This window comes from Bradyrhizobium sp. UFLA05-109, from assembly GCF_054185165.1.
On record NZ_JBBIAR010000008.1, the window covers coordinates 106,118 to 130,626 of the forward strand.

The 24,509-nt window shown below is 65.0% G+C and carries 23 protein-coding genes; 7 read left to right on the forward strand and 16 right to left on the reverse strand.

Annotation, left to right across the window (positions count from 1 at the left end; genetic code table 11):
* Positions 1-319 precede the first annotated feature (319 nt).
* Positions 320-1,216, forward strand: coding sequence for a DMT family transporter (locus tag Q3C01_RS07890; protein WP_458144753.1), 897 nt, complete (start codon positions 320-322; stop codon positions 1,214-1,216).
* Positions 1,217-1,396: 180 nt separating this feature from the next.
* On the opposite strand, the gene Q3C01_RS07895 is transcribed toward Q3C01_RS07890, so the two are convergent.
* The 3 genes from Q3C01_RS07895 to Q3C01_RS07905 form a co-directional block, all read right to left on the reverse strand.
* Complete coding sequence (locus Q3C01_RS07895; RefSeq protein ID WP_458144754.1) at positions 1,397-3,649, reverse strand: CHASE3 domain-containing protein; 2,253 nt, start codon at positions 3,647-3,649, stop codon at positions 1,397-1,399.
* Positions 3,646-4,056, reverse strand: coding sequence for a response regulator (locus Q3C01_RS07900; protein WP_458144755.1), 411 nt, complete (start codon positions 4,054-4,056; stop codon positions 3,646-3,648). Before Q3C01_RS07900 ends, Q3C01_RS07895 begins: the two co-directional genes overlap by 4 nt.
* 229 nt (positions 4,057-4,285) lie before the next feature.
* Complete coding sequence (locus Q3C01_RS07905; RefSeq protein ID WP_458144756.1) at positions 4,286-4,909, reverse strand: BA14K family protein; 624 nt, start codon at positions 4,907-4,909, stop codon at positions 4,286-4,288.
* 232 nt (positions 4,910-5,141) lie between these two features.
* Here Q3C01_RS07905 and Q3C01_RS07910 point away from each other — a divergent pair, with 232 nt between their 5' ends.
* Entirely contained in the window at positions 5,142-5,549 is a 408-nt protein-coding gene (locus Q3C01_RS07910; RefSeq protein ID WP_458144757.1) for an NADH:ubiquinone oxidoreductase subunit NDUFA12, read from the forward strand.
* Between the two features lie 336 nt (positions 5,550-5,885).
* Here Q3C01_RS07910 and Q3C01_RS07915 read toward each other — a convergent pair whose 3' ends face one another.
* The gene (locus Q3C01_RS07915) at positions 5,886-6,572 is read right to left on the reverse strand and encodes a DJ-1/PfpI family protein (RefSeq protein WP_458144758.1); all 687 of its coding nucleotides are present in this window, start codon (positions 6,570-6,572) and stop codon (positions 5,886-5,888) included.
* A 102-nt stretch (positions 6,573-6,674) separates the two neighbouring features.
* Between Q3C01_RS07915 and Q3C01_RS07920 the strand changes: the two genes are divergently transcribed.
* The gene (locus Q3C01_RS07920; protein ID WP_458144759.1) at positions 6,675-7,613 is read left to right on the forward strand and encodes a GlxA family transcriptional regulator; all 939 of its coding nucleotides are present in this window, start codon (positions 6,675-6,677) and stop codon (positions 7,611-7,613) included.
* On the opposite strand, the gene Q3C01_RS07925 is transcribed toward Q3C01_RS07920, so the two are convergent.
* The gene (locus Q3C01_RS07925; protein ID WP_458144760.1) at positions 7,610-8,620 is read right to left on the reverse strand and encodes a Na+-dependent transporter; all 1,011 of its coding nucleotides are present in this window, start codon (positions 8,618-8,620) and stop codon (positions 7,610-7,612) included. The genes Q3C01_RS07920 and Q3C01_RS07925 overlap by 4 nt on opposite strands.
* Before the next feature lie 213 nt (positions 8,621-8,833).
* Positions 8,834-9,781, reverse strand: coding sequence for an alpha/beta hydrolase (locus Q3C01_RS07930; protein WP_458144761.1), 948 nt, complete (start codon positions 9,779-9,781; stop codon positions 8,834-8,836).
* Between the two features lie 217 nt (positions 9,782-9,998).
* Here Q3C01_RS07930 and Q3C01_RS07935 point away from each other — a divergent pair, with 217 nt between their 5' ends.
* Positions 9,999-11,057: a DUF2155 domain-containing protein gene (locus tag Q3C01_RS07935; protein ID WP_458144762.1), complete on the forward strand. Its 1,059-nt coding sequence runs from the start codon at positions 9,999-10,001 to the stop codon at positions 11,055-11,057.
* Positions 11,058-11,312: 255 nt separating this feature from the next.
* Here Q3C01_RS07935 and aat read toward each other — a convergent pair whose 3' ends face one another.
* The 10 genes from aat to Q3C01_RS07985 form a co-directional block, all read right to left on the reverse strand.
* Positions 11,313-11,990: a leucyl/phenylalanyl-tRNA--protein transferase gene (gene aat / locus Q3C01_RS07940; RefSeq protein ID WP_458144763.1), complete on the reverse strand. Its 678-nt coding sequence runs from the start codon at positions 11,988-11,990 to the stop codon at positions 11,313-11,315.
* 48 nt (positions 11,991-12,038) lie between these two features.
* Positions 12,039-13,142, reverse strand: a complete 1,104-nt coding sequence (locus Q3C01_RS07945; RefSeq protein WP_458144764.1) for a sensor histidine kinase — start codon at positions 13,140-13,142, stop codon at positions 12,039-12,041.
* Positions 13,139-13,579, reverse strand: coding sequence for a response regulator (locus Q3C01_RS07950; RefSeq protein ID WP_458144765.1), 441 nt, complete (start codon positions 13,577-13,579; stop codon positions 13,139-13,141). Before Q3C01_RS07950 ends, Q3C01_RS07945 begins: the two co-directional genes overlap by 4 nt.
* On the reverse strand, positions 13,576-15,129 hold the full coding sequence (locus Q3C01_RS07955) for a sensor histidine kinase (RefSeq protein WP_458144823.1): 1,554 nt from the start codon (positions 15,127-15,129) through the stop codon (positions 13,576-13,578). Before Q3C01_RS07955 ends, Q3C01_RS07950 begins: the two co-directional genes overlap by 4 nt.
* An 80-nt stretch (positions 15,130-15,209) precedes the next feature.
* Positions 15,210-16,559 carry an acetyl-CoA carboxylase biotin carboxylase subunit gene (accC, locus tag Q3C01_RS07960; protein ID WP_458144766.1) on the reverse strand — a complete coding sequence of 450 codons (1,350 nt, stop codon included), beginning with the start codon at positions 16,557-16,559 and terminating at the stop codon, positions 15,210-15,212.
* Between the two features lie 82 nt (positions 16,560-16,641).
* Positions 16,642-17,127, reverse strand: a complete 486-nt coding sequence (gene accB, locus Q3C01_RS07965) for an acetyl-CoA carboxylase biotin carboxyl carrier protein (protein WP_458144767.1) — start codon at positions 17,125-17,127, stop codon at positions 16,642-16,644.
* A 36-nt stretch (positions 17,128-17,163) separates the two neighbouring features.
* Positions 17,164-17,631 (reverse strand): type II 3-dehydroquinate dehydratase, encoded by a 468-nt coding sequence (gene aroQ, locus Q3C01_RS07970; protein WP_458144768.1) that lies wholly within the window; start codon positions 17,629-17,631, stop codon positions 17,164-17,166.
* A 235-nt stretch (positions 17,632-17,866) separates the two neighbouring features.
* Entirely contained in the window at positions 17,867-18,628 is a 762-nt protein-coding gene (locus tag Q3C01_RS07975; protein WP_458144769.1) for a DUF1236 domain-containing protein, read from the reverse strand.
* A 197-nt stretch (positions 18,629-18,825) separates the two neighbouring features.
* Positions 18,826-19,593 (reverse strand): DsbA family protein, encoded by a 768-nt coding sequence (locus tag Q3C01_RS07980; RefSeq protein WP_458144770.1) that lies wholly within the window; start codon positions 19,591-19,593, stop codon positions 18,826-18,828.
* A gap of 98 nt (positions 19,594-19,691) precedes the next feature.
* Complete coding sequence (locus Q3C01_RS07985) at positions 19,692-21,095, reverse strand: M48 family metalloprotease (protein WP_458144771.1); 1,404 nt, start codon at positions 21,093-21,095, stop codon at positions 19,692-19,694.
* Positions 21,096-21,260: 165 nt separating this feature from the next.
* On the opposite strand from Q3C01_RS07985, the gene Q3C01_RS07990 reads away from it, so the two are divergent.
* The 3 genes from Q3C01_RS07990 (at position 21,261) to dctA (ending at position 24,506) form a co-directional block, all read left to right on the forward strand.
* Positions 21,261-22,448 carry a pyridoxal phosphate-dependent aminotransferase gene (locus tag Q3C01_RS07990; RefSeq protein WP_458144772.1) on the forward strand — a complete coding sequence of 396 codons (1,188 nt, stop codon included), beginning with the start codon at positions 21,261-21,263 and terminating at the stop codon, positions 22,446-22,448.
* An 81-nt stretch (positions 22,449-22,529) separates the two neighbouring features.
* Positions 22,530-23,084, forward strand: coding sequence for a biotin transporter BioY (locus Q3C01_RS07995; RefSeq protein WP_458144824.1), 555 nt, complete (start codon positions 22,530-22,532; stop codon positions 23,082-23,084).
* Positions 23,085-23,168: 84 nt separating this feature from the next.
* Positions 23,169-24,506 carry a C4-dicarboxylate transporter DctA gene (gene dctA, locus Q3C01_RS08000; protein ID WP_458144773.1) on the forward strand — a complete coding sequence of 446 codons (1,338 nt, stop codon included), beginning with the start codon at positions 23,169-23,171 and terminating at the stop codon, positions 24,504-24,506.
* The last annotated feature ends 3 nt before the right edge of the window (positions 24,507-24,509 follow it).

A 24,509-nucleotide genomic window follows, 5' to 3' on the forward strand; every position in this document is an offset into this window, starting at 1 on the left:
ACGTCAAGAACTAGTGCGAGTTCCTGAATCAAATACTAAATATGGTGGAAAGACGGGGATAACAGGGGTCGGAACCGCGCCTGTTGTGGAGGCAAGTATCAGTGAGTCCTGAGAGATTCCCAACCGAAAATATTTGTGTCTGGTGATGCCCGGCCGGCTTCGTCCCGCTGTTCACAGGGCCCGTTTATTTTTGGCCGGAGGCATTGCGTCAGCAGGACTCACGTAGTGCTACGGAACGTACAGGCAGCCATGCCCGCCCAGGTGGTGGTCCGGCGCGCCGATCCGCGCCAAGGTGGGGCCGTTTCCGCCGGGTTACCACATGCATGATTCGACAAAGCGGGGGATGCGGACGCGCATCGCCCCGGCTGGCCTGATGTTCCTCGCCATCACTTCGGTGGGCTGGGGCTTCAACTGGCCGGTGACCAAGTTCCTGCTCTCCGAACTGCCGCCGCTGACGTTGCGCGGCGTCACCGGCGTGCTCGGGGCGCTGCTGCTCGCAACTCTGGCCGTGATCCGCCGGGACAGCCTGAGGATCGCCCCCGGAATATGGCCGCGGCTTCTGGTCGCGGCGCTCCTCAACGTCACCGGCTGGATGGTGCTGATGGGGCTGGCGCTGTTGTGGCTGCCGGCGAGCGAAGCGGCGCTGATCGCCTACACCATGCCGGTCTGGGCCTCGCTCTTCGCCTGGCCGGTGTTAGGGGAGCGGCCGACGCTTCTGCGCACCATCGCGCTGGTGATGGCGTTCGCAGGCCTGGCCTCGATCATGGGCGGCAATGGCGTCTCCGCAAGCGTGGAGAAGCTGCCGGGCATCATCATGGCGCTCGGCGGCTCCATCGGCTTTGCGGTCGGCACGGTCGTCTCAAAGAAATATCCGATCCATCTGCCGCCGATCACGGCGGCCGCCTGGCAGATCGGCCTCGGCTGCCTGCCGGTTGCGATCGTGGGCCTTGCGCTGGAGACGACGCATCTGTCGCAGGTGACGCCGGTCGGCTGGGGCCTGCTGGTCTATTCGGTTGTCGGGCAGTTCTGTATCGCCTACGTCAGCTGGTTCGCCGCGCTGTCGCGCCTACCTGCCTCGGTTGCCGCGATCGGCACCATGGCCGTGCCCGTCATCGGCGTCGTGACCTCGGCGCTTGCGCTGCACGAGCCGCTGGGCGCGGGCCAGATCGCCGCGCTGGCCTTCACGCTGGCCGGCGTCGTGCTGGCGACGCGTTAGCGTTGTGAGTCCGACAGTCTATTCCGTCATTCCGGGGGCCCGAGCGGAGCGAGGGGGCCCGGAATCCATCGAGCCGCAGAGTACGTGGGTGAATGGATTCTCAGATGCGCAATTGCGCATCATAGCTCGCGACTGCGTCGCGCCCCGGAATGACGTCCAGGAGACGTCAGAGACACGGCGCTAGCTCACGTCTTCCTTGCCGAGCGCCAGGCGGATCATTTCGGCGAGCTGGTTGCGGCGATAGGGCTTGGTCAGCAGCAGCACGCCTTCGTCGAGCTTGCCCTGGTGGACGATGGCGTTGTCGGTATAGCCGGAGGTGTAGAGCACCTTGACGCCTGGCCGGCGTTTTTCGACTTCCAGCGCAAGCACGCGTCCGCTCATACTGCCGGGGATGACGACGTCGGTGAACAAGAGATCGAACGGCTCGCCGCGGTCGACGAGCGCGAGCGCCGTGCGGCTGTCGGCGGCGGCGATGGTCTTGTAGCCGAGGCTTTGCAGCTGCGCGGTGACGAAGTTGCGCACGAGATTGTCGTCCTCCACGACCAGGATGGTCTCGGCGCCGCCGGTGGCCGCCGGCGCCGCGCTGGTCGTCGTCTCGCTCGCGCCTTCGCCGGGCGGCAGATAGAGCTTGATGGTCGTGCCGTGGCCGGCCTCGCTGTAGATCTTGATGTGGCCGCCGGACTGCTTGACGAAGCCGTAGACCATGGACAGCCCGAGGCCCGAGCCCTTGCCAATCTCCTTGGTGGTGAAGAACGGCTCAAAGGCCTTTTCCTGCACATCCAGCGGCATGCCGCTGCCGGTGTCGCTGACCGCGAGCATCACATAGGCGCCGGGCGTGACGTCGGGGTTCGCCTGCGCGTAGGTCTCGTCCAGCGTCACCAGACGCGTCTCGAGCAACAGCTTGCCGCCCCCGGGCATGGCGTCGCGGGCGTTGATCGCCATGTTGAGCACGGCGTTGGTCAGCCGCGACGGATCGATGTGCGAGGTCATCGGCCCCCGTTCGAGCGCGGTCTCGATCTGGATCTGCTCGCCGAGCGCGGGACGCAGAAGCTTTGCACTGTCCGATATCACCGTGTTGACGTCGACGTTGCGCGGCTCCAGCGGCTGCTTGCGGGCAAAGGCGAGCAGGTGCTGGATCAGCTCGGCGCAGCGCTGCGCGGCATCGTCGATCAGCCGCGCCATGCGCTGCAGCTCTGGTTGCTTCTTGAGGCTGTCGACCAGCGTCTCGGTATTGCCCGAGATCACCGTCAGCATGTTGTTGAAGTCGTGCGCGACGCCGCCGGTCAGTTTGCCAATGGCGTCTAGCTTCTGCGACTGGTGCAACTGCCGCTCGGTCTCGCGCGAGAGGGTCGCATCGTGATAGACCAGCACCGCGCCGGAGATCGCCTTTTGCGCATCGCGCATCGGCCGCCCGCTGATGAGGAGATGGCGCACGGGACTGTCGTCGTGCGGGCGGACGATCATCTCCATCTCTTCGAACTCGTCGCCGCGCAGCACACGCGCCGACGGCAGCTCCTCAGGGATGAGCGGCGTCACGCCGTCGCCATGGAACACGTCCGACATCGCGCCCAGGCTCGTCAGGTTCATCCCGGCGCGATGCAGCAGGATGCGTTCCGCGGCGGGATTAGACAGAAGGACGTTGCTGTCCTTGTCGATGACGAGCACGGCTTCCGCCATGCTGTGGAAGGTGCTTTGCAGCACGTTCACCGAGATGCGGAGTTCGTCGTGGGCGGTGACGAGGTGCTCGGTTCGCTCGGCGACCGCCGCCTCCAGCGCCTCGTTGGCAGCCCGGGTCTCATGCAGCGTGCTTTGCAGGGCGACACTGCTGCGCCGGGTTTCGCGCAACAGCAGCGCGACCAGCAACAGGATCAGCACCGCGCCGGCGACGTCGATGCCGAGGAGGACGATGCCGGTGCGGCGCGACTCCACCGCGCGTGAGGCGAGCTGCCGCTCTTCCTCCGCGGTCAACCGGTCGAGATTTGCCGTAACCACCTCCATAGAGCCTCGGCCTTCCGCCTTGCCCTGGAGCGCAGTGATGCCGTCCCCGTCGTTCGCGGCGCGCAGCCGCATCGCTTCGGCTGCGATATCGAGCCGCCGTTGGATCAGCGGCTCGGTCGCCTCAAGCAGCGCGACCTGATCGGGATTGTCGCGGAGCGCGCGCCTGAGATCGGCGAGCGCAGGCGCGATGGCGCCACGTGTCGCCTGGAACTCGTCGTTGAAGGACGCGCTGCGATAGAGCTCATAGCCACGCGCCGCACTTTCGGCGCGGCGAATGAGGAGGCGCAGATCCGAGATCTTCTTCAGTGCCCCGACCGTGTGGTTGGCCCACGTCGTGTCGAACCGCGACTTCACGTCGAGTCCGATCGAAGCCGCAGTGATGATCAGGAGGATCGCAAGTCCGGCACCGAGAATGACGCGCTGCGAGGCAATCAAGGGGATTTGTTGTCCTTCACCGGTGTTGCCTCGCCGAGGCACTCCTTGATTGCATTCAGCAGCGTGTCCGGCGTGAACGGCTTGCGCAGGCAGCGCGTCGCGCCGAGCTCGAGCGCCATGCGGAGAAAATCGGGCGAGGGCGATGCGGAGGAGGCAAAGGCGTAGCCGGACATCGCGATCAGCGGGATCGTCGGCGCACGCTCATGGAAGATGCGGATCGACTCGAAGCCGCGCATATGCGGCATGAAGATATCGACCAGCATCGCGTCGAAGGTCTGCTGCTCCAGCGCAGCCAGCCCAGTCTCGCCGCCGTCAGTTAACGTGACGTCGAAGCCCTGGCGTTGGAGGAGGACCTCGATGGTCGCGCCGACCATCGGATCGTCATCAACCACGAGAATACGCGGCATGACTCTGCCTAACCAATCGAAGTCCCCATAGTCTTTGCTGATATAGGCGAATCGTGGATCGGGTCAATTTTGGATTGGATCAGGACAGATATGCACGGTGAAGTGCATAAAACGCACGATGTATGGCGTTCGTGTGAAAGTGCACGCCGGGCGAAACCACAACTTCAAAAAGGCGCCACCTGAAAGCGGCGCCTTTTCGATCAAATTGGAGCAATGCAACTAACCGGCTCTAGGGGCAGGGATGTCGCAGACCGTCATAGCCGAGATAGGTGCCTGACGCGGGGTCATAGGACCTGTAGCGCTGGGCGCAATAGGCTGCGGAATCGCCGCCAGTGTCGGGCACAACGGCAACGCTCGGGCCGGTGTCATAATAGTAATCGTCGTCGCCGTAATAGTAGGGGTCGTTGTAATACGGGCCGCCGGAATAGGCGTATGACCCGAGCGCCCCGATCGCGGCGCCTGCGGCCACGCCGGGCCAGAACCCGCCACCGCGATGGTGCCAGCCGCCGCCACGCCAGTTGCCGCCGTTCCAGTTGCCGGCCGGCGCGCCGGCTGCAACACGGCCGCCTCCGCTGAAGGCCGGCGCAGAGACGCCGGGACGAACGGCTGTGGAGGCTGCGAAATTGCCCCCGCCACCGCGCACCGCGCCACCACCGCTAAATCCGCCACCACCGCTAAATCCGCCGCCGCCCATTCGAGCTCCGCCACCGCCGCCTCCGATGGCGGCGTGTCCGCCGCCACCGCCACCGCCGACGGCCTGAGCGCGGGATTGGGCAAAGCTGGCGGCTGGTGTCACCAGCGGGAGAACCAGTGCCAGCGCCGCCGTGGCAGTCAAAACTCTGAGATTGTTCATATTCGGCTCCTTTTCCCGAAATCAAACTGCTCAAGCAGGCAAGTGGTTCCAGGGCGCCCGCGAGGTTTGCGTGGGAAGCGCAGGATTCCAGCGTGCGTCTGTACCCGGCATGAACGGATCGCGTCCGCCTTGCGGCGGATCAGCGCATCGCGGATGTCCCATCCGCAGTGCGGCAACTGGACAAGTCCGCTTCCGGATGGCATCAGGACCCCACGAAGCAGGGCCTTGCCGCATGAAACAATTCTTCCTCAAGCTCTTCACCTGGTGGAACAGCCAGACCTTTGGCACGCAGCTCTGGACCTGGCGGTTCGGCGAGCTGGTCGGCGAGGACGAGCAGGGTAACCGCTACTATCGCACCCGCGGCGGGGTGATCGATCCGACGCTCGGTTTCGAGCGGCGCTGGGTGATCTATAACGGCTATGCCGAAGCGAGCCGGCTGCCGCCGGGCTGGCATGGCTGGATGCATCACGTGGTCGACGTGCCGCCGACCGAGCTCAACCACAAGCCGCGCGAGTGGGAAAAGCCGCATCAGCCGAACCTGACCGGCACGCCCAAGGCCTACCGGCCTTCGGGCTCGACGCTTGCGAGCGGCAAGCGCCCCAAGGCGACCGGCGACTACCAGCCCTGGACACCCGGCTAGACCGGCAAATTCCGCCGATCATTGGCGCTGGATGCATTCGCATCCAGCGATCGCTGCTGTGAACAACGGGAACAGCGGGGATGCCGCATGCGCGGCCGTTGCGCTTCCGCGAGCGATGCGGCTCAATGAACCCATCTTACGGAGATGGGAGACCATCGCGTACGGTTCGGGCAACAGTTCGCGACTGTCCCGAAATGCAGCGGCTGCCGAAAAGGACTCGATCGGGAGATAGGCCCCCGGTCTTGAAGCTCCGAAATCGCCCGTTGGAATGTGCAGCTGCCGTAAGACAGGAAAGGCCGCCCGGGAAACCAGGCGGCCTTTTTCTGTTGCGATCAATCACATCACCCTGGCTGCCGCCTGCTTGGCGGCTTCGATGCGGCGTGCCTGCGAGGGCGCGATGCGTTCCTTCATCAGGGCGAGCACTTCGGCAGGCGCGGTCTCCGGCGAGCCGGCGTTGAACGGCGGCGCTGGATTGTATTCGAGGCGGAGCTGGATCGCTTCCGCCATGGTGCGGTCGACCAGGATGGAGACAAGTGTCAGCGCGAAATCGATTCCGGCGGTGACGCCGCCGCCGGTAATCCGGTTGCGGTCGATGCAGACGCGTGTCCGCGTTGGCGTCGCACCGAATAACGGCAGCACCTCCATCGCGCTCCAATGGGTGGCGGCGCGATAGCCCTTCAAGAGGCCGGCCGCGCCCAGCACCAGCGAGCCCGTGCACACCGAGGTGACGTATTTGGCGCCCACGGCCTGCCTGCGCAGGAAATCGAGCACCTCCTCGTCATTGACGAGTGCATCGGTGCCGAAACCGCCGGGCACGCAGATCACGTCGAGTTGCGGGCAGTCTTCGAAGGTGGTGGTCGGCGTCAGCGTCAGCACGGAATCGCTCGGGACTGGCTCGATCCGCTTCCAGATCAGGTGCACCTCGGCGGCGGGCACGGAGGAGAACACCTGCACGGGACCGGTGAGGTCGAGCTGGGTGACGCGCGGAAAAACCAGGCATCCGATTCTAAGCGGTGACGACATGAGAGGCTCCAGACAATCAGCTTGACGGGCCGACGATGCCATGATGCGCTTAGGTCAGAAATGGCATAATTCCCTCATTTTCGGACATGGCGGGTTGAGCCCATGATCGGCGTCCTGATCTTCCCCGACTTCCAGTTGCTCGATGCGGCGGGCCCGATCTCGGTATTTGAGATCGCAGCGCGCTATTCGAAGATTGTGCCTGCCATCCGCGTGCTGGCGCTGAACGCCGGGCCCGTGCGCAGCTCGTCCGGCGTCGAGATCATGGCGCACGATTTCAAATCGGCCAATGCGGTCACGACATTGATCATCGCGGGCGGCGAGGGCGTGGCAGGCGCGGCGCGCTGCCCGGCAACGTTAGCCTTCGTGCAGCGGCTGGCGAAGCGCGGCGTGCGCGTCGCCAGCGTCTGCTCCGGTGCCTACGTGCTGGCGGAGGCGGGCCTGCTCGACGGCAAGCGCGCGACCACGCACTGGGGCCGCACCCGCGATTTCGTCGCGCGCTATCCCAAGGTGAAGCTCGAGCCCGACCAGATATTCACCCGCGACGGCGACGTTTGGACCTCGGCCGGCATCTCCGCCGGCATCGATCTAGCTCTGGCGATGGTGGCCGAAGACCATGGCGAGGCGGTCGCACAGGACACCGCGCGCCAGCTCGTGCTCTACCATCGCCGCAGCGGCGGACAGTCGCAATTCTCCTCGCTGCTCGAATTGAAGGCGCCGAACGGCCGCTTCGGACCGCTGCTCGCGTGGGCGCGCGAGAACCTCGATACGCCCTTGACCGTCGAGGATCTCGCCGAGCGCGCCAATATGAGCGCCCGGCACTTCGCGCGCGCCTTTGCCGCCGAGACCGGCTCGACGCCGTCAAAGGCGATTGAGCGCCTGCGCGTCGAGGTGGCGCGCGAGCGCGTGCAGTCATCCAGCGAAGCGATCGAGCTCGTCGCGCAATCGACCGGCTTCCGCGATCCTGAAAGGATGCGCCGCGCCTTCATCCGCGCCTTTGGCCAGCCGCCGCAATCGCTGCGGCGCGCGGCGCGGGCGAGTTAGCGTGTCGTTTCGGCGGCTGCGGCGGTCGCGGCTGTTTGCGACTGTGCCGTCAAACGTCGCGCGATCGGCGTCAGCATCTGCGGCGCGACGTAGTAGGGAAACTGGGTGAGGGCGAAATAGAGCCAGGTCACGCCGGGCAGCGTTCCGGCAGTCGCCGCCAGCATCAGCCCGATATTGCGCTGCGACACCATCAGGCCAAGCGCGAGCGCCTGTTCGTAGCCGATGCGGCGGAATAGCAGCGTCGTGACGACCAGCAATGCGAAGAAGATCGCGAAGGCGAGCAGCGCAATAGCGATCGACAGCAGGGGATCGGCGAGGAAGTCGGCGATCACATTGCCCATCACGGCCGCGACGAAGACGAGCAGGATGATGATGTTGATGCCGTCGATCGGCCGGCGGTGACGCTGGATCGCGTCCGCGCCGACCAGCCAGCGGATCACGGTTGCGGCCATCAGCGATCCGGCAAGGATCGCGAGTAGTTTGGCGCCGAGCACAAGTGGCGAGATGCTGAGCGTTCCGCCGAGGAAGAGTGCGGCGAACAGTGACGCAGTGAACGGCACCAGCGCCGTGGAGGTCACCAGCGTGACTAGCACCAGCGTGGCATCGAGGCCCATCAGCGCCGCGATCGCGGGGGAGGCCATCATCGGCGAAGCGATGCCTTGGAGCATCAGGGCGAGGAACAGCTCGGGCGAGCGGGCGTCGAAGCCCGAAATATGCGCCGTGAGGCCAAAGATCAGGGGAACGCCGATCGTCGTCCAGGCGGTGGCCGCGACGATCAGCGCCGGCCGGCGCAGATGCGCGCGCAGCGCGGCGAGGTCGACGCGCATGAAGGAGATCACGAGCAGGAGGAAGATCGCCTCGGTTACGAAGGGACGCAGCACCGCGCCGAGCGGCGGGATCGCGATCCCGAACAGCACCAGCGCCGCCACCGCGCGGGTACCCTGATCGCCGAGCCATGCCAGCCATCGCACGGGAGCGGCCAAGGTGCGTTGCAGGCTGGGGGGCATGTGAACTTCCAGGGGAGGGGCGTCTCGCGCGAAGAGGTTGAGGCGATTTGCGGAGTGCAACTCTTGAGGCACTGGCCTCGCTGATCAAAGTAGCAAGTGATTACCGGTATTGCGAGAGCTGTAGCCCGAATGGAGCGCTGCGTAATCCGGGGCCGGGACCAATGACGACAGCCCCGCATTCCGCCTCGATCCATGCGGGCTACGACATCGTCTTCAGCCCAACTTCTTCAACCACGCGCCGATCTCTTCGGCTGCGACATCGGCCTGCGGCAACAGTTTGCCCATCGTGAAGAACCCGTGGAATTGGCCGGGGAAGTGGCGATAGCTGACGGGCACGCCGGCCAGCTTCAGGCGTTCTGCGTAGTCACGGCCTTCGTCGCGCAAGGGATCTGCGCCGGCTGTGAGCACATAGGCCGGCGGCAGGCCATTGAGCGTGGTGGCCCGGACTGGCGAGGCGCGCCAGTCGTGCGTGTCGGCCGCGCCGTTCAGATAATGGTTTCGGAACCAGCGGACAACAGAATGGGTGAGGAGCAGGCTGGTCTCGGGCTCGCTGTGAGAGGGATGCGTCATCGCGAAATCGACGGCGGGATAGATCAGCACCTGGCCTGCGAGGCCGACGCCGTTGCCGTCCCGGGCGGCGATGGCGACCACGGCGGCGAGATTGCCGCCGGCGCTATCGCCGCCGACGCAAAGGCGCGATGCATCGATGCCAAGCGTGCTGGCGTTCGCGGCAATCCAATGCGTCGCTTCGATGGCGTCGTCGACGGCGGCGGGAAACTTGTGCTCGGGCGCGAGGCGATAGTCGACGGAGATCACGATCAGCTCGCCCGCGACGGCGAGCTTGCGGGCTGCGACGTCATGGGTGTCGAGATCGCCGATCACCCAGCCGCCGCCATGGAAGAACACCAGGGCCGGCGACAGACCGTCACGGCGGCGCAGCCTCATTGGCACGTAGAGGCGGGCAGGGATCGTGCCCTGCGGCGCCGGGATCGCAACGGCTTCGACACGTGCCAGTTCTGGCGGCTCGGGATTGGTCGCGAACCCCGATCGCGAATAGTCCGCGCGGGCTTCTGCTGCGGTCAGCGTTTCATAGGGCGGGCGATTGGCTTCGAGGAACGCCCGGTAGACGGCGGCGGCATCGGGATCGAGGACGACTGGCATGGGAGGAGGCCCTGCGAGGATTTGGCAGATGGGCGTTTTCGAGGCTCTTGTCGGAGGCGCCCGAAAAGGGGCCACCATGGCAACTATCCCATCTGGTCGAGGGTCTGGCCAGCCAGGGACCGGGAAGGGCCCGGCAGGCGAGGGGGAAACCGCCCTTTCCCCGCCGTATTCGGCGTGTTAACCGGATGGTCTGCGAGCGGCCGTAACCCCCTGTACAATGCTCGAGAAACCCGATTCGCTGTTGAAGCCGCGCGAGATGTCTCGAAACCTGATCCTGACCGGCCTTGCGGCGCTGTTTGCCGCCACAGCGATGACCGTCTCGCCTCCGGCGCAGGCGCAGATCGGTACCATCTTCTCCGATCCGCCGCCGCTGCGGCCGCCTGGCAGCATTCCGCGCGGCAACCAGCCGCAGCAGCAGATGCCTGATGATGACGAGGAGGTGCCGGAGCTGCCGCCGCAGGGCCGCGTGCTGCCGACACCCAACCGTCCCGTCCCCCGCCAAGGCAATGCTTTGCCGGGGCCGGTGGAGACGCAGCCCTTGGCGCCGCCGCCGGGAAGTACCGTGCTGCCGCAGAACCAGCAGCCCTCCATCGCGGTCGCGCCGCCCAATCCTCAAAGCCCCCCGCCGCAGCCGGGCGCCAATCCGACGCTGCCGGGCTTGCCGCCCGGGCAACGCCAGCCCAAGGGAACACCGCAGAACGGCGTGCCGCAGACGCCGGCGAGCCTTCAGCCGGGCGATGAGGTCGTCACCGAGCCGCCGGCGCAGAAGATCGTGAACAAGAAGGCGACTTTCTCCGGCCTCGACAAGATCACCGGCCGCATCATCAATTTCGACGAGGAGATTGGCGAGACCGTGCAGTTCGGCGCGCTGCGCGTCAAAACCGACGCCTGCTACACGCGGCCGGCAACGGAAGCCGCCAATACCGACGCCTTCGTCGAGGTCGACGAGATCACGCTGCAGGGCGAGGTGAAGCGGATTTTTTCGGGCTGGATGTTCGCCGCAAGCCCCGGCCTGCACGGCGTCGAGCACCCGATCTACGACATCTGGCTGACCGACTGCAAAGAGCCGCAGCAGACGATCGCGACGGCAGCGCCGGATCCGGCGAGCAAGCCGGCCACGCCACCGCCGCCCCCGGCACAGAAGAAGGCCGCGCCCAAGCAGGCCGTGCAGCAGCAGCGTCCGCCGCAGCCGCCGCCGCAACAGCAGCAGGCGCCTCCACCACCACCGCAGCAGCAGCCGGGCCTCTTCGGGCTCCCGGGCTTCGGCCGGAATTAGTTTCCTGATATTTGCTGTGCTTCCGACACGGCCGGGAAGCAAACCTGTCTGGCTTCGCAGTTGGCCAAGACGGCATTGTTCGCGATAGATCGCGAACGACAGGCCGCCGCTTCGCGCTCCACTCATTACTGAATAACAATGCGGCGCCGGGGCCCTAAAGCGCGATGAGATTAGGATGAATCATTACCGCGCTTTAGGTTGTTGTTTGAGCATGATCTTTTCGGAAAACCACTTCGCACTTTTCCGGATCATGCTTTAGCTTTTCGTCGCAATGATCTCGAGAGCGCGCGCGCCGGGGATCGCGTCACCAGGCAACTTCAGGAAGTCGGCAGGTTCGCCCGCCAGCGCCTTGTCGAGCAGGGCGGTGTAACGGCGCCTGGAAATCTCGACCGCGCCGAAGCTGCGCAGATGCTCGGTCACGTATTGCGTGTCGAGCAGCTCGAAGCCGCCGTAAATGAGTCGCGCCACCAGATGCACCAGCGCGATCTTCGAGGCATCGCGCGCGGTGTGAAACATGCTTTCGCCGAAGAAAGCGCGTCCCAGGCTCACCCCATAGAGGCCGCCGACGAGGTCGTCGCCCTGCCAGGCCTCGACGCTGTGGCAATGGCCGAGCTCGTGCAGGCCGCCATAGAGGTCGCGGATGCGCTTGTTGATCCAGGTGTCCTCGCGTCCGACCTGCGGCGCGGCGCAGCCGGCAATCGTCGCCTTGAAGGCGGTGTTGACGGTGACGCGAAACACATCCGAGCGCACGCTGCGCGCAAGGCGCGAGGCGACGCGAAATCCCTCGAGCGGGATCACGCCGCGCATCTCCGGCTCGACCCAGAACAGGGTCGGATCGTCCGCGCTCTCGGCCATCGGAAAGATGCCGCAGGCATAGGCACGCAGCAACACGGCGGGGGTGATTTCAGACGAGGCGGAGTCGCGCGCAGTCATGCCCGGCACATTAGCAGGATCGCGGCAGCCTTGCGATGGGGTCGCGCGTCAGCTTGCGGCGGCGCTGTTCGTCGTGCTCGATGGCGCGGGCAGGCGGCGGAACTTCAGCAGGATCTTCGTCCCAGTGTGATCCGGATCGCGTTCGACGGAGGCATCGAGCTTTGAAGCCATCGCCGCGACGATGCGCTGGCCCATTCCGGTGGAGCGCGGATCGGCCTTGGCGTTGTCGCCGACACCATCATCGGCGATCGACAGAACGAGATCCTCGCCTTGCGAGGTCAGCTCGACGTGAATCGGGCCGGCCCCATCCGGGTAAGCGTATTTCACCGCGTTCATGACGAGCTCGTTGACGATGATGCCGACCGCAACTGCGCGGTCCGGATCGATCTCGATCGGCTCGGCCTTCAGCGTCAGGCGCGACATCCGGTTGCCCTCGGCCGAGCGGCGGAGGTCCTCGAGCAGCGAGTCCAGATACTGGTTCAGGACGACGCTCTTCAGATCCTGCGAGGTGTAGAGCCGGCGGTGCACCTGCGCGACCGCGGCGACGCGGCCCATCGCATTGGTCAGGGCGGCCTTGACCTCGTCCTGCGCAGCCGAGCTTGCCTGCAGATGCAACAGCGAAGCGATGATCTGGAGCGAGTTGCCGACGCGGTGGTTGACCTCGCGCAGCAGCATTTCGCGCTCGGCGGCAAGTGCCGCGTAGCGGTCGCGCGAGGCGTGGATTTCAGCTTCCGCCTCCTCGCGCGCCTTCTGGAGCGCGGCCTGGCGCAGGGCGCCATCGGCCGCGACATGCAGCAGCGGGATGAAGTCGCCCGTGACGTCCTTGACGAGGTAGTCGGCTGCGCCCGCCTTCAGCGCGGTGACGGCAATGCTGGAATCCTGCGATGCCGTGACGAAGACGACCGGCGGGGCGCCCGGAATCGCCATGATCTGTTCGAGTGTCTCGAGACCGTCGAGGCCCGGCATGTATTGGTCGAGCGCCACGACGTCGATGCCGCCGTCGGCGTCTCCTTGCCGGATGCGCGCGAGGCCTTCCTCGCCGCTTGCGGCAAGGACGACCTTGTAACCGCGGCGCGTCAGCCCGCGCTCGACGAGGCGCGCCAGCGCGTCGTCGTCGTCGATATAGAGCAGCGTCGGCGTTGTCCGGTTCATGTTGCGGCTGGGGGCACCTGGATGACGGAGAAGAATAGCCCGAGCTGCCGGATCGCGTTGGCAAAATTCTCGTAATTGACCGGTTTTGTGATGTAGACGTTGCAGCCGAGCTCGTAGCAGCGCTTGATCTCCTGGGAGTCGTCGGTGGTGGTCAGCACCACCACCGGAGAGGCCTTCAGGTACTTGTTCTCCTTGATCCGCTTCAGGATATCGATCCCGCTCGCGTCGGGCAGGTTGAGATCGAGCAGGATCAGCAGCGCATTGCCTTTCTGGGCGAGGCCGGTGCCGTCAGCGCCGAACAGATAGCGGATGGCCTCCGTGCCGTTGGCAAACGGCACGATCTCGTTGTTCACACCGGAGCGTCGGATATTGCGTTCGATGAGGCGGGCGTGCCCCTCGTCGTCCTCGATCATGATGATGGTAACGGGCTGGGTCATTGCTGTGCATTCCGCTTGCTGGCGTTCCACTTGATCGGCAGCGTGATCGTGAAAGTGCTGCCGACGTTGAGTTCGGAGGAGACCGACATCGTACCGCCGAGCCGGCGCACCAGCGCGCGGACGTGGGCAAGGCCGATGCCCTGGCCCGGCTTGTCCTGGAGGCCGGCGCGGCGGAACAGGTCGAAGATGCGGTGGTGATCCTTCGGGTCGATGCCGCGGCCATTGTCGGAGATCTCGAAGATCGCATAGCCAAGCTTGGTGCGGCCGCGCAGCACGATCTCGCCGGGGACCCCGGTCCTGAGATACTTGATGGCGTTATCGATCAGGTTCGAGAAGATCTGCTCCAGCGCCAGGCGGTCGCTCACGATATCGGGCAGCTCGCCGACGCGGATTTCGGCCTGTGCCTCGGCGGCCTGATGCGCCACCGTCGCGACGATTGCCTCGATCAACTCGCCCGTGTCGATCTTGACCGGCTCGAATTCGCGCCGGCCCTCGCGGGTGAGGTTGAGGATCGCCGAGATCAGGCGATCCATCTTGGCGATCGAGGATTTGATGAAGCCGAGCGCCTCGGAAAAATCCTGGGAGAGCTGCTTGTCCGGCCCCTCCAGAGCAATTTCCGCGGCATCGTTCATCGCCAGCGGCGGCCCATCCGCCGGAACGTGGGTGAGGCTGCCGATGCGCCGGAAGATGTCGTTGCTCAATTCCTCGAGCTCGCTGGTGAAGCCCATGATGTTGACCAGCGGCGAGCGCAGGTCGTGACTGACGATATAGGCAAAGCGCTGGATCTCGTTGTTGGCTTCGCGCAGGTCTGCCGTCCGTTCGTCGACGGTGGCCTCGAGATTGAGGTTGGCATCGCGCAGGCGTGCCTCCGCCTCGTCGCGGATGGTCGCCGAGCGCCGCACCAGCCAGATCGAGATCAGCACAAGCACCACGACGAGGCCGGAGCCGACGCCGGTCAGCGACGCCGCCAGCGTCTGGCTGTTGTTGGCATTGGCCGAGCGGAGTGCGAACAATCGCTGCTCCTCGCGGAGCATGGCGTCGGCCGCGTCGCGGATCGTGCTCGTCGTGTCGCCGGCGGCGGCTTCGCGGACGAGCGCGGAGGCGCGGGCGAAGTCGCTCTGTTCGATGTAGTTCATCTCGCGCGTGAACTGGTCGAGCCTGGTTTCGACCGCCGGCCGCAGCTTGCGGACGTTTTCCGCCTGCGCGGGATTGTCCTTGGTCAGCTCTGCTAGCCTGTTGAGATGCGGCAGGACCCCTGCCACCGCGGCCTGGTGGTCGGTCCAAAATTCCGGCCCGCGCGTGAGGAGAAATCCGCTCGCGCTGCTCTCGGCGCGACGAATTTCCAGCAGCAGCGTGTGAATCTGGTTCTCAACCTCGATGGTGTGAATGACCGAGGCGTTGTCGTCGCGCGCCTTGTTGACGAGGTAGACGGAGCCGGCGCTGATCACCGTCAGCACCAAGAGTCCCGCCGCGAACAGCAGGATCTGCCAAAGTGCGCGCCGCCGTCTCAGGTCAGGCGTTACGCCAACTCCGCTTCCGACGTTAAGAATTTCCACTCCCCCGTGCAGAAAACCCGCCGATAACGCCGCAGGCGGCGTTCGGTTCCATAGCAAGGGAAGGATGGTAGGCGCTAGTTGCCCGACTGGCCGGCCAGGTACTGTTCCAGCCAGTGGATGTGATAGTCGCCGTCGATGATGGCGGGTTCACGCACCAGGGCTCGGAACAGCGGCAGCGTCGTCTCGATGCCGTCGACCACCATCTCGTCCAGCGCGCGGCGCAGCCGCATCAGGCATTCGGTGCGGGTCTTGCCGTGCACGATCAGCTTGCCGACGAGGGAATCGTAATAGGGCGGGATCGTGTAGCCCTGGTAGACGGCCGAGTCGATCCGTACGCCCAGTCCGCCGGGCGGATGGTACTGCGAGATCCGGCCGGGCGAGGGCCGGAAGGTCTGCGGGTGCTCCGCATTGATGCGACACTCGATCGCGTGCCCGATGATCTGGATCTCCTCCTGCTTCGCCGGCAGGTCGCCGCCGGCGGCAATGCGGATCTGCTCCAGCACGAGATCGATGTCGGTGATGCTCTCGGTGACGGGATGCTCGACCTGGATGCGCGTGTTCATCTCGATGAAGTAGAACTCGCCGTCTTCGAAGAGGAACTCGATCGTGCCGACACCGAGATATTTCATCTCGCGCATGGCCTTGGCGCAGGTCTCACCGATCTTGGCACGCGCGGCCGCGGAGAGGACGGGCGAGGGACCTTCCTCCCAGACCTTCTGGTGACGGCGTTGCAGCGAGCAATCGCGTTCGCCGAGGTGGATCGCGCCGCCGCGGCCGTCGCCGAGGATCTGGATTTCGATGTGGCGCGGCTTCTTCAGGTATTTTTCCAGGTAAACGGACGCATCGCCGAAGGCAGATTTCGCTTCGTTGGCGGCCGTCGACAGCGCCAGCGCAAGGTCTGCCTCGCTGTTCGCGACCTTCATGCCGCGCCCGCCGCCGCCGGCGGCAGCCTTCACCAGCACTGGGAAGCCGATCTCCCTCGCAATCGCCATCGCGTTGTCGTTGGGACCGACCGCGCCGTCGGAGCCGGGCACCACTGGGATGCCGAGCCGCTTGGCGGTCTTCTTGGCCTCGATCTTGTCGCCCATCAGGCGGATATGCTCGGCCTTCGGGCCGATGAAATGCAGATTGTGCTCGGAGAGGATTTCCGCAAAGCGCGCATTCTCCGACAGGAAGCCGTAGCCCGGATGCACCGCATCGGCGCCGGTGATCTCGCAGGCCGCGAGCAGCGCGGGGACGTTGAGATAGCTGTCCTTCGACTGCGGCGGCCCGATGCAGACGCTCTCGTCGGAGAGGCGAACGTGCATCGCGTCCGCGTCGGCGGTGGAGTGCACGGCGACGGTCGCGATCCCGAGTTCCTTGCAGGCCCGCAGGATGCGAAGGGCGATCTCGCCGCGATTGGCTATGAGGATCTTGTCGAACATGGTGCCTCAGCGGGTGAATAGCGAGTGGCGAATGGCGAATGGAAGTGCAGCAACCATTCGCTATTCGCCATTCGCCACTCGCTTATTCAATGATGACCAGCGGCTCGCCGAATTCGACCGGCTGGCTGTCCTCGACCAGGATCTGCGTCACGGTTCCGGCACGCGGTGAGGGGATCTGGTTCATGGTCTTCATCGCCTCGATGATGAGGAGCGTCTGACCGACCGAAACCTTGGAGCCGACCTCGATGAAAGGCTTTGCGCCTGGCTCCGGCGCCCAATAGGCGGTGCCGACCATCGGCGAGGTGACGGCGCCGGGATGTTTCGAGAGATCTGCCGGCGCGGCAGTCGCAGTCGCCGCGCCAACTGCAGCGACAGGGGCCGCGATGACCGACGCCGGCACGGCCGCGGCGACGCTTACGTTGCGCGCGACGCGCAGGCGAAGTCCTGCGCGTTCGATCTCGATCTCGGTGAGGCTCGTCTCGTCGAGCAGGGTTGCGAGCTCGCGGATGAGCGCGGAGTCCTCGCTGGAAAATTTTGCGGCTGCTTTATCGTCTGGCTGGCGCGCCATGATCTTGATTCCGAACCTTCTGTTTGAAAAGGGGCGTCAGGCTTTGGGCTGGATGCCGAGCTTGGCGGCAAGGCCCTGGATCGCGAGGCGGTAGCCCTCGATGCCGAAGCCGCACAGCGACGCGAATGCGGCGCGGGCGGTGTAGGAATGGTGACGGAAACTCTCGCGGGAGTGGATGTTGGTGACGTGCACCTCGACCGTCGGGATCTGCACAGCGAGCAGCGCATCGTGCAGCGCAATCGAGGTGTGCGAATAGCCGCCGGCGTTGATGATGATGCCCTTCATCTTGCGGGCGTGCGCCTCGTGGATGAAGTCGATCAATTCGCCTTCGCGGTTGGACTGCCGGCAGTCGGCCTTGAGACCGAAATTCGCTGCGGTCTCCCGGCAGAGCGTCTCGACGTCGGCCAGCGTCGCGTGCCCGTATTTCTCCGGCTCGCGCGTCCCCAGCATGTTGAGGTTCGGCCCGTTGAGGACGAGGATGGTGTCGGTTGCAGGTTCAGCCATTCAAATCCCGGTCAGGTGCTTCGGCGGAGGTGGCGGGGGTTATAGGTAACAAAGGGGCTTAGGGGAAGCCTTCAACGACCTCCCGCGGGGCTTCAGATAGCTCATCCAGTCTGCAAAAAGCTGTGTGGAAGCTACGGAAATTGCTTGTTAACCAGTCCAAAGCATGGCTGCCGGCCAAAGGCAAAAAGGGGCGGGCATTGCTGCCCGCCCCTTGGGATTGCCGATCTCTCGGCCGTCAGGCGTTGAGTACCGCAATGATCTCGTAGGTGGCCGGATCGATGATCACGATCTCGTCGCGGACCAGGACGTACTTGTAGCTCCGCCATTCTGGATAAATCGTCGCCACCCGTGACGGCAGCACGTGCAGCTCGATGCCCTCACGCGGGATCCGCGTGCCGACCGAAACCGAGAAGTTCACGTTGCTGACGGGAGCAACCTTCTCCTCGCGGATGACCGAGGTGATCTGCGTGCGCTGGTCGGTCGAGAGCTTGGCGCCAGCACCGGCCTGGCCGGTCGTCGTGCCGGACTTGGTCTGTGTCTCCGAGCTCATGCCCTTCGACCTGTCCTGCTGGCCCTGGGCGTGTTCGTCGGTGCGTTGGCCCTTCGTTGCACCCGACTTCTCCTCAGCCGTCGGATTCTTGTGCATCGTGCCCGAGGACTTCTCTTCGGCGCCGGACTTCATGGATCCGCCGGATTGTCCCACGGTGCCCTTCTCCTTGCCCATGGAATCCCTGTGTGTGTCGCCGGATTGCTCGTGCTTCATGGTGCCCGAGGACCTCTCTTCAGCGCCGGACTTCATCGATCCGCCAGCCTGTCCCACGGTGCCCTTTTCCCTGCTCATGGCACCGCCATGTTCAGCCGCGCCGGTGGAAGGATGCGCGTTCTGTTGCTGCTGGGAGCCGCCGCTCTCCTTGGTCCCTGTTCCCTGCGCATTCGCGAGACCAGTGCCCGCGACGAGTGCCAGCGCGGCAACCGAGATCATAAAGCGATTAGTCATTGAACCTCTCCTCACGTGTTTTGTGCGTCATTGCCCGCGCCGACAACGAAAGGAGAAATGAGATGTTCCGAAACTTCAGTGGTTCCGCGGCTTTTGTTTGTTGAACGCGCGATGAACGTTCGCGCCAACATCCTGACAACAAAAAAGGCCGGCAAAAGCCGCCCTTTTCGCAGTATTCGGATAATCGATATCTGGAACTAGCAGGTCGCCTTGCCGCAGCGCGCGACGCCGATCTTCTCCTTCAGGCCGTCGAGGCCGATGGCACCAACCACGATCTGCTTGCCGATCACGTAGCTCGGCGTGCCATTCATGCCCATCGCTTCGGCGAGCTTGAAGTTCTCCTCGATCGTGGCACGCACTTCCGGATTGGCCATGTCCTTCTCGATCTTCGCGACGTCGAGACCGGCTTCCTTGGCGGCGGCAAGCGCGTGCGCCTTGTCGGCCTGGCCACGGCCGCCGAGCAGCTTCTGATGGAAGTCGAGATACTTCTTGCCGGTGGGATCCTGCATGCGGACAGCGACCGCAACCTGCGCCGCCTCGACCGAGCCCTGGCTCAGCACCGGAAACTCCTTCAGCACGACCTTCAGCTTGGGATCGTTCTTCATGAGGTCGAGCATGTCCGACATCGCGCGCTTGCAGTAGCCGCAATTGTAATCGAAGAACTCGACGAAGGTGACGTCGCCGTCCTTGTTGCCGAGCACGACCTGGCGCGGCGAGTTGAAGATCGCATCGGCATTCTGCGCGATGCTTGCTTCGTGCTTTTGCGCTTCGGCGGCCGCCTGGCGCTTGCTGAGCTCGGCCATCGCATCCTCGAGCACCTCGGGATGGCTGACGAGATAGTTCTTGATGATCGCCTCGATGTCCGAGCGCTGGGTGTCGGTGAAGCTGTCGGCCGCGGCGGGCGCGGCTCCGCCGAAGACGGCGAGCGCAAACAGCGCGGGGACGATCAGGCGCAGCGAAGGCATTGGTAAATCCTCTGGTCGAAAGCAGGTTTCGGAAGACATCCCGGCCGATCTAACCTGGCCGCGCCGTGACGTCGTGGTGTCGGTGTCGTTCCAATCGTCTAATTGTTGCGTGGCGGTTTTGACGCCACGATGTCATCGGCCTTGACCCAGCCGGGCGTGCCGACGGCGAAACGTGTTTTTGCGCGCGTCGCAAGTTCGCGTGCGGTCTTGTTGTCGCCGCGCAGGTAAGCGGCCTGCGCTGACGCCAGGTCGGCCTCCGCATAGTCCCCCTTGCGGCCATAGGCCATGGCGAGCTGCGTGTAGCCGATCGGTGCCTCCGGCTCCCGCGCCACCGCGGCACGGAGAATCCGGATCGCTTCGTCCGTGTAGGACTTATTATCAGTTCCGACCAGAGCCTGCCCAAGTAACATCTCGATGAGCGGGGCGTTGCCGGAGAGCTGAACCGCCTTGTGCAGGGCAGGGATCGCTTCCGCCGCCTTGCCGCTCTCGAGCAGTGCCTGGCCGCGTACCTCGTAGAAATACGGGTTGTTCGGCTGCGCCTGGATCAGCGCGTCGATCTGGGCCAGCGCGCTGCGCAGGTCGCCGTGCAGATAGGTGCTGATGGCGCGGGCATAGCGGGCGGGCATGCTGTCGTTGGTCAGCGGATAGCGGCGATAGACGGTCTCGGGCCGCTCCATGAAAGCGGAGACCTTGGCGCGCACCATGTCATGGCGCGCCTGCAGCGCCGGGTCGTCCTTCTTGTCCCAATAGGGGCTGGAGCGGGCGAACTGGGCGAGCGCCTCGACGCGCTCGGCCGGCATCGGATGCGACTGCAAATAGGGATCGGCGCCGCGCGCGGCGAACAGGCTCTCGCTGGTGAAGCGCTTGAAGGTCTCGTACATGCCCTTCGGCGATTGCTGGGTCGCGGTCAGGAACTTCACGCCGGCGCGGTCGGCGTTCTCCTCCTGCTGGCGCTGATAGGACAGCAGCGAGCGGCGGATCATCTCCTGCGGTCCGGCGACGGCGGCCGCACCGGCATTGGCGAGGCCATTGTTCGCGTTGCCACTGCGGGCGCCCGCGACCATGGCGCCGGCGCCGAGCAGCATGGCGATGATCATCTGGGTCTGGGCGTTGGCGAGCTGCTCGCGCAGCTTGGCGAGATGGCCGCCGGCCAGATGCCCGGTCTCGTGCGCGAGCACGCCGATCAACTGGTTCGGCGTTTCCGACTGCATGATCGCGCCGTAATTGACGAAGATGCGGCGGCCATCAGCGACGAACGCGTTGAACGATGCGTCGTTGAGGATCACCATCTGGATGTTCTGCTTCTCCAGTCCCGCGGCGCGCAGGATGGGCCTGGTGTATTCGCGCAGCAGTTGCTCGGTCTCGGTGTCGCGCAGCACCGGCGGGCCTCTGGGGCTCTCCTGGGCCTTGATCGCCGGAAGCGGCGTCAGCACCATGGCCGCCGCAGTCACGATGGCGGTGAGAGCGGAGGCCTTCTTGCGCAAAGCGAGCTGGAGCAACATCGATCGGTCTTGAAATGCAGTTTCGTGATTGGTCTTGGTGATTGGCGTCGGACCGGATACGGGGTATCCCCTAATGAGCCGCACAATGCGGCCAGTCTGGGGCGCGGGCGCCCCGTTCCCGGTCCCCCCAGGGGTTCCGGACCGGAAGCGAAATAGCAGATATTGATGGCCGATGCGATATTGAGGAACCGGCTGGAGCCCTGGCTGACGCCATCCCGCCGCAGCGACGTTCCCCCCTTCATGGTGATGGACGTGATGGCGGCGGCCGCGCGAATCGAGGCGGCGGGCGGCCACGTCATCCATATGGAGGTCGGACAGCCTGCCGCGCCGGCCCCGAAGACCGCGATCGCCGCCGCCCACCAGGCGCTGGATAGCGCGCGAATCGATTATACCTCCGCGCTCGGTATCCCCAGCTTGCGCGAGCGGATCGCACGCCACTATCGCGACGCCTATGGCTGTGCGGTGAGTCCCGAGCGGATCGTCGTCACCACGGGGTCGTCCGGCGGCTTCATCCTGGCCTTCCTGGCCCTGTTCGAGCCGGGTGACCGCGTCGCGGTGACGGTGCCCGGCTATCCGCCATACCGGCATATCCTGACCGCGCTCGGCTGCGAGCCGGTGCCGATCGAGACCACCAGCGAGACCCGTCACGCCCTGACCGGCGAGGCGCTGCTGGCCGCCCATCGCAAGGCGCCGCTCAAGGGCGTGCTGGTCGCAAGTCCCGCCAATCCCACCGGGACCATGATGTCCAGGGAGGCGCTGTCCAGCCTGATCGCAGCGGCGGAGGGCGCCGGAATCCGCTTCATCTCGGACGAGATCTATCACGGCCTCGACTATGCTTTTCCCGCCGTCACTGCGGCGGCGCTGTCGGACCATGCGCTGATCATCAACTCGTTTTCGAAATATTTCTGCATGACCGGCTGGCGGGTCGGCTGGATGGTCGTGCCGGAAGTTCTGGTGCGGCCGGTCGAGCGGCTCCAGCAGAACCTGTCGATCTCGGTGCCGTCGCTGTCGCAGATCGCGGCTGAAGCAGCATTCGACGGCGCTGCCGAGATGGAAGAGATCAAGCACGGCTATCAGGAGAACCGCCGCATCCTGATCGAGGGGCTGCCGAAGGCGGGCCTGACCAAGTTCCTGCCCGCCGATGGCGCATTCTATCTCTATGCCGACGTGTCGGATTTCACCTCCGACAGCTTCGAGTTTGCCACGCAGATGCTGGAGCAGGCCCATGTCGCGGCAACGCCCGGCATCGATTTCGATCCCTTGCACGGCCGCTCCTTCATCCGCTTTTCCTATGCGAGATCGGCGGAGGAGATGCGGGAAGCAGTTGACCGGATCGCTCACTGGCTTAAATAGCCCGCCAGTTTTGAGAGCCTTCCGGAGTTCAACGTGTCTGACAAAACGCCTGCCGTCGCCCCGCATTTTCCTCTCGCGGCCATCGTCTGGCCGGTCCAAAGCAGCGCGGGCGCGTTGCGCGCGGTCGTGCTGGTTGCGATTGGTACCGCTTTGATGGCGCTGTCAGCCAAGGTCAGCCTGCCGCTGCCCTATGTGCCCATGACGTTGCAGACGCTGGTCGTGCTGATGATTGGCGCCGGCTATGGCTGGCGCCTCGGTAGCGCAACCATGGTCGCGTACCTCGCGGAAGGTGCGATGGGCCTGCCGGTGTTCGCAGGCCCTGTCGGCGGCCTCGCCCCGCTCATCGGCCCCACGGCCGGATATCTGTTTGGCTTCGTCGCGGCGGCCTTCGTCACGGGCTTTCTCGCCGAGCGGGGCTGGGATCGCAGCATGGCCTGGCTGTTCGCGGCCATGGCCATCGGTCACATCGTCATTTTGGCGGTCGGCTTCGCCTGGCTCGCTTTCGGCCTCGGGCTTGGCGTCGCAAAGGCCTGGCAGGTCGGCATCCTGCCGTTCATCGCGGCGTCGCTGATCAAGAACGCGCTCGGAGCGACCTTGATGCCGGCTGCGCGCCGGGTCGTCGACCGCCGCCAATAAGCGGCCAACGGCCGAGCAGTTCCATTTGACTCGGCCCGCCAAGTTGATCTTGGCTAGAACCAAGGGAATTGAGGGGAGGGAGCCATGACGACGACAACGATGACTGCGGGCGCGCCGGCCGCAAAGGCCGCTGCCAAGCCGTGGTACAAGGTTCTCTATATCCAGGTGCTGATCGCCATCTTCCTGGGGGCCATCGTCGGCTGGCTGTGGCCCACGGTCGCGACCAACGACTGGATCAAGGCGATGGGCGACGGCTTCATCAAGCTGATCAAGATGGTGATCGCCCCGATCATCTTCTGCACCGTGGTCTCGGGCATCGCCCACATCCAGGACGCCAAGAAGGTCGGCCGCATCGGCGTCAAGGCGCTGGTCTATTTCGAGGTCGTCTCCACCTTTGCGCTCCTGATCGGCCTCATCGTCGGCAATCTGGTTCGTCCAGGCGCGGGTTTCGGCGGTGCGGCAGCGAACGCGCAGGCGGTTGCCAACTACGCCAAGCAGGCCGAGGGACAGAAGAGCGTCGACTTCATCCTGCACATCATTCCTGACACCGTGGTCGGCGCCTTCGCTCAAGGCGAGATCCTCCAGGTGCTGTTGTTCTCGGTGCTGTTCGGCTTCGCCATCATGGGCCTCGGCGAACGCGGTCATACCATCCGCGCCTTCATCGATGACGCTGCGCACGCGGTTTTCGGCGTCATCTCCATCGTGATGCGCGCGGCACCGATCGGTGCGTTCGGCGCGATGGCCTATACGATTGGCAAGTTCGGCACCGGCGCGATCCTCAACCTGATCGGGCTGATCGCCACGTTCTACGTTACCGCGGCGCTGTTTGTGTTGATCGTGCTCGGCACGATCGCGCGCTTTGCCGGCTTCTCGATCTTCAAGTTCCTCGCCTACATCAAGGACGAACTGCTGATCGTGCTCGGCACCTCGTCCTCGGAAAGTGCGCTGCCGTCCTTGATGGAGAAGCTGGAACGCCTCGGCTGCTCCAAGTCGGTGGTCGGCCTCGTGGTGCCCACCGGCTATTCGTTCAACCTCGACGGCACCAACATCTATATGACCCTGGCCACCCTGTTCATCGCGCAGGCGCTCGGCGTCGATCTCACCCTGGGCCAGCAGATCACCATCCTGGTGGTGGCGATGCTGACCTCGAAGGGTGCCTCCGGCATCACCGGAGCCGGCTTCATCACGCTTGCTGCGACGCTGGCGGTGGTCGACCCGCGGCTGGTGCCGGGTATGGCGATCGTGCTCGGCATCGACAAGTTCATGAGCGAGTGCCGCGCGCTGACCAATCTTTGCGGCAACGGCGTCGCCTGCGTGATCGTCGCCTGGTGGGAGGGCGAACTCGACCGCGACAAGCTCAATGCGCGGCTGAGCCAGCAGATCGATCCGACGGACATGGAGACAGCGCTCACGACGGACTGATCT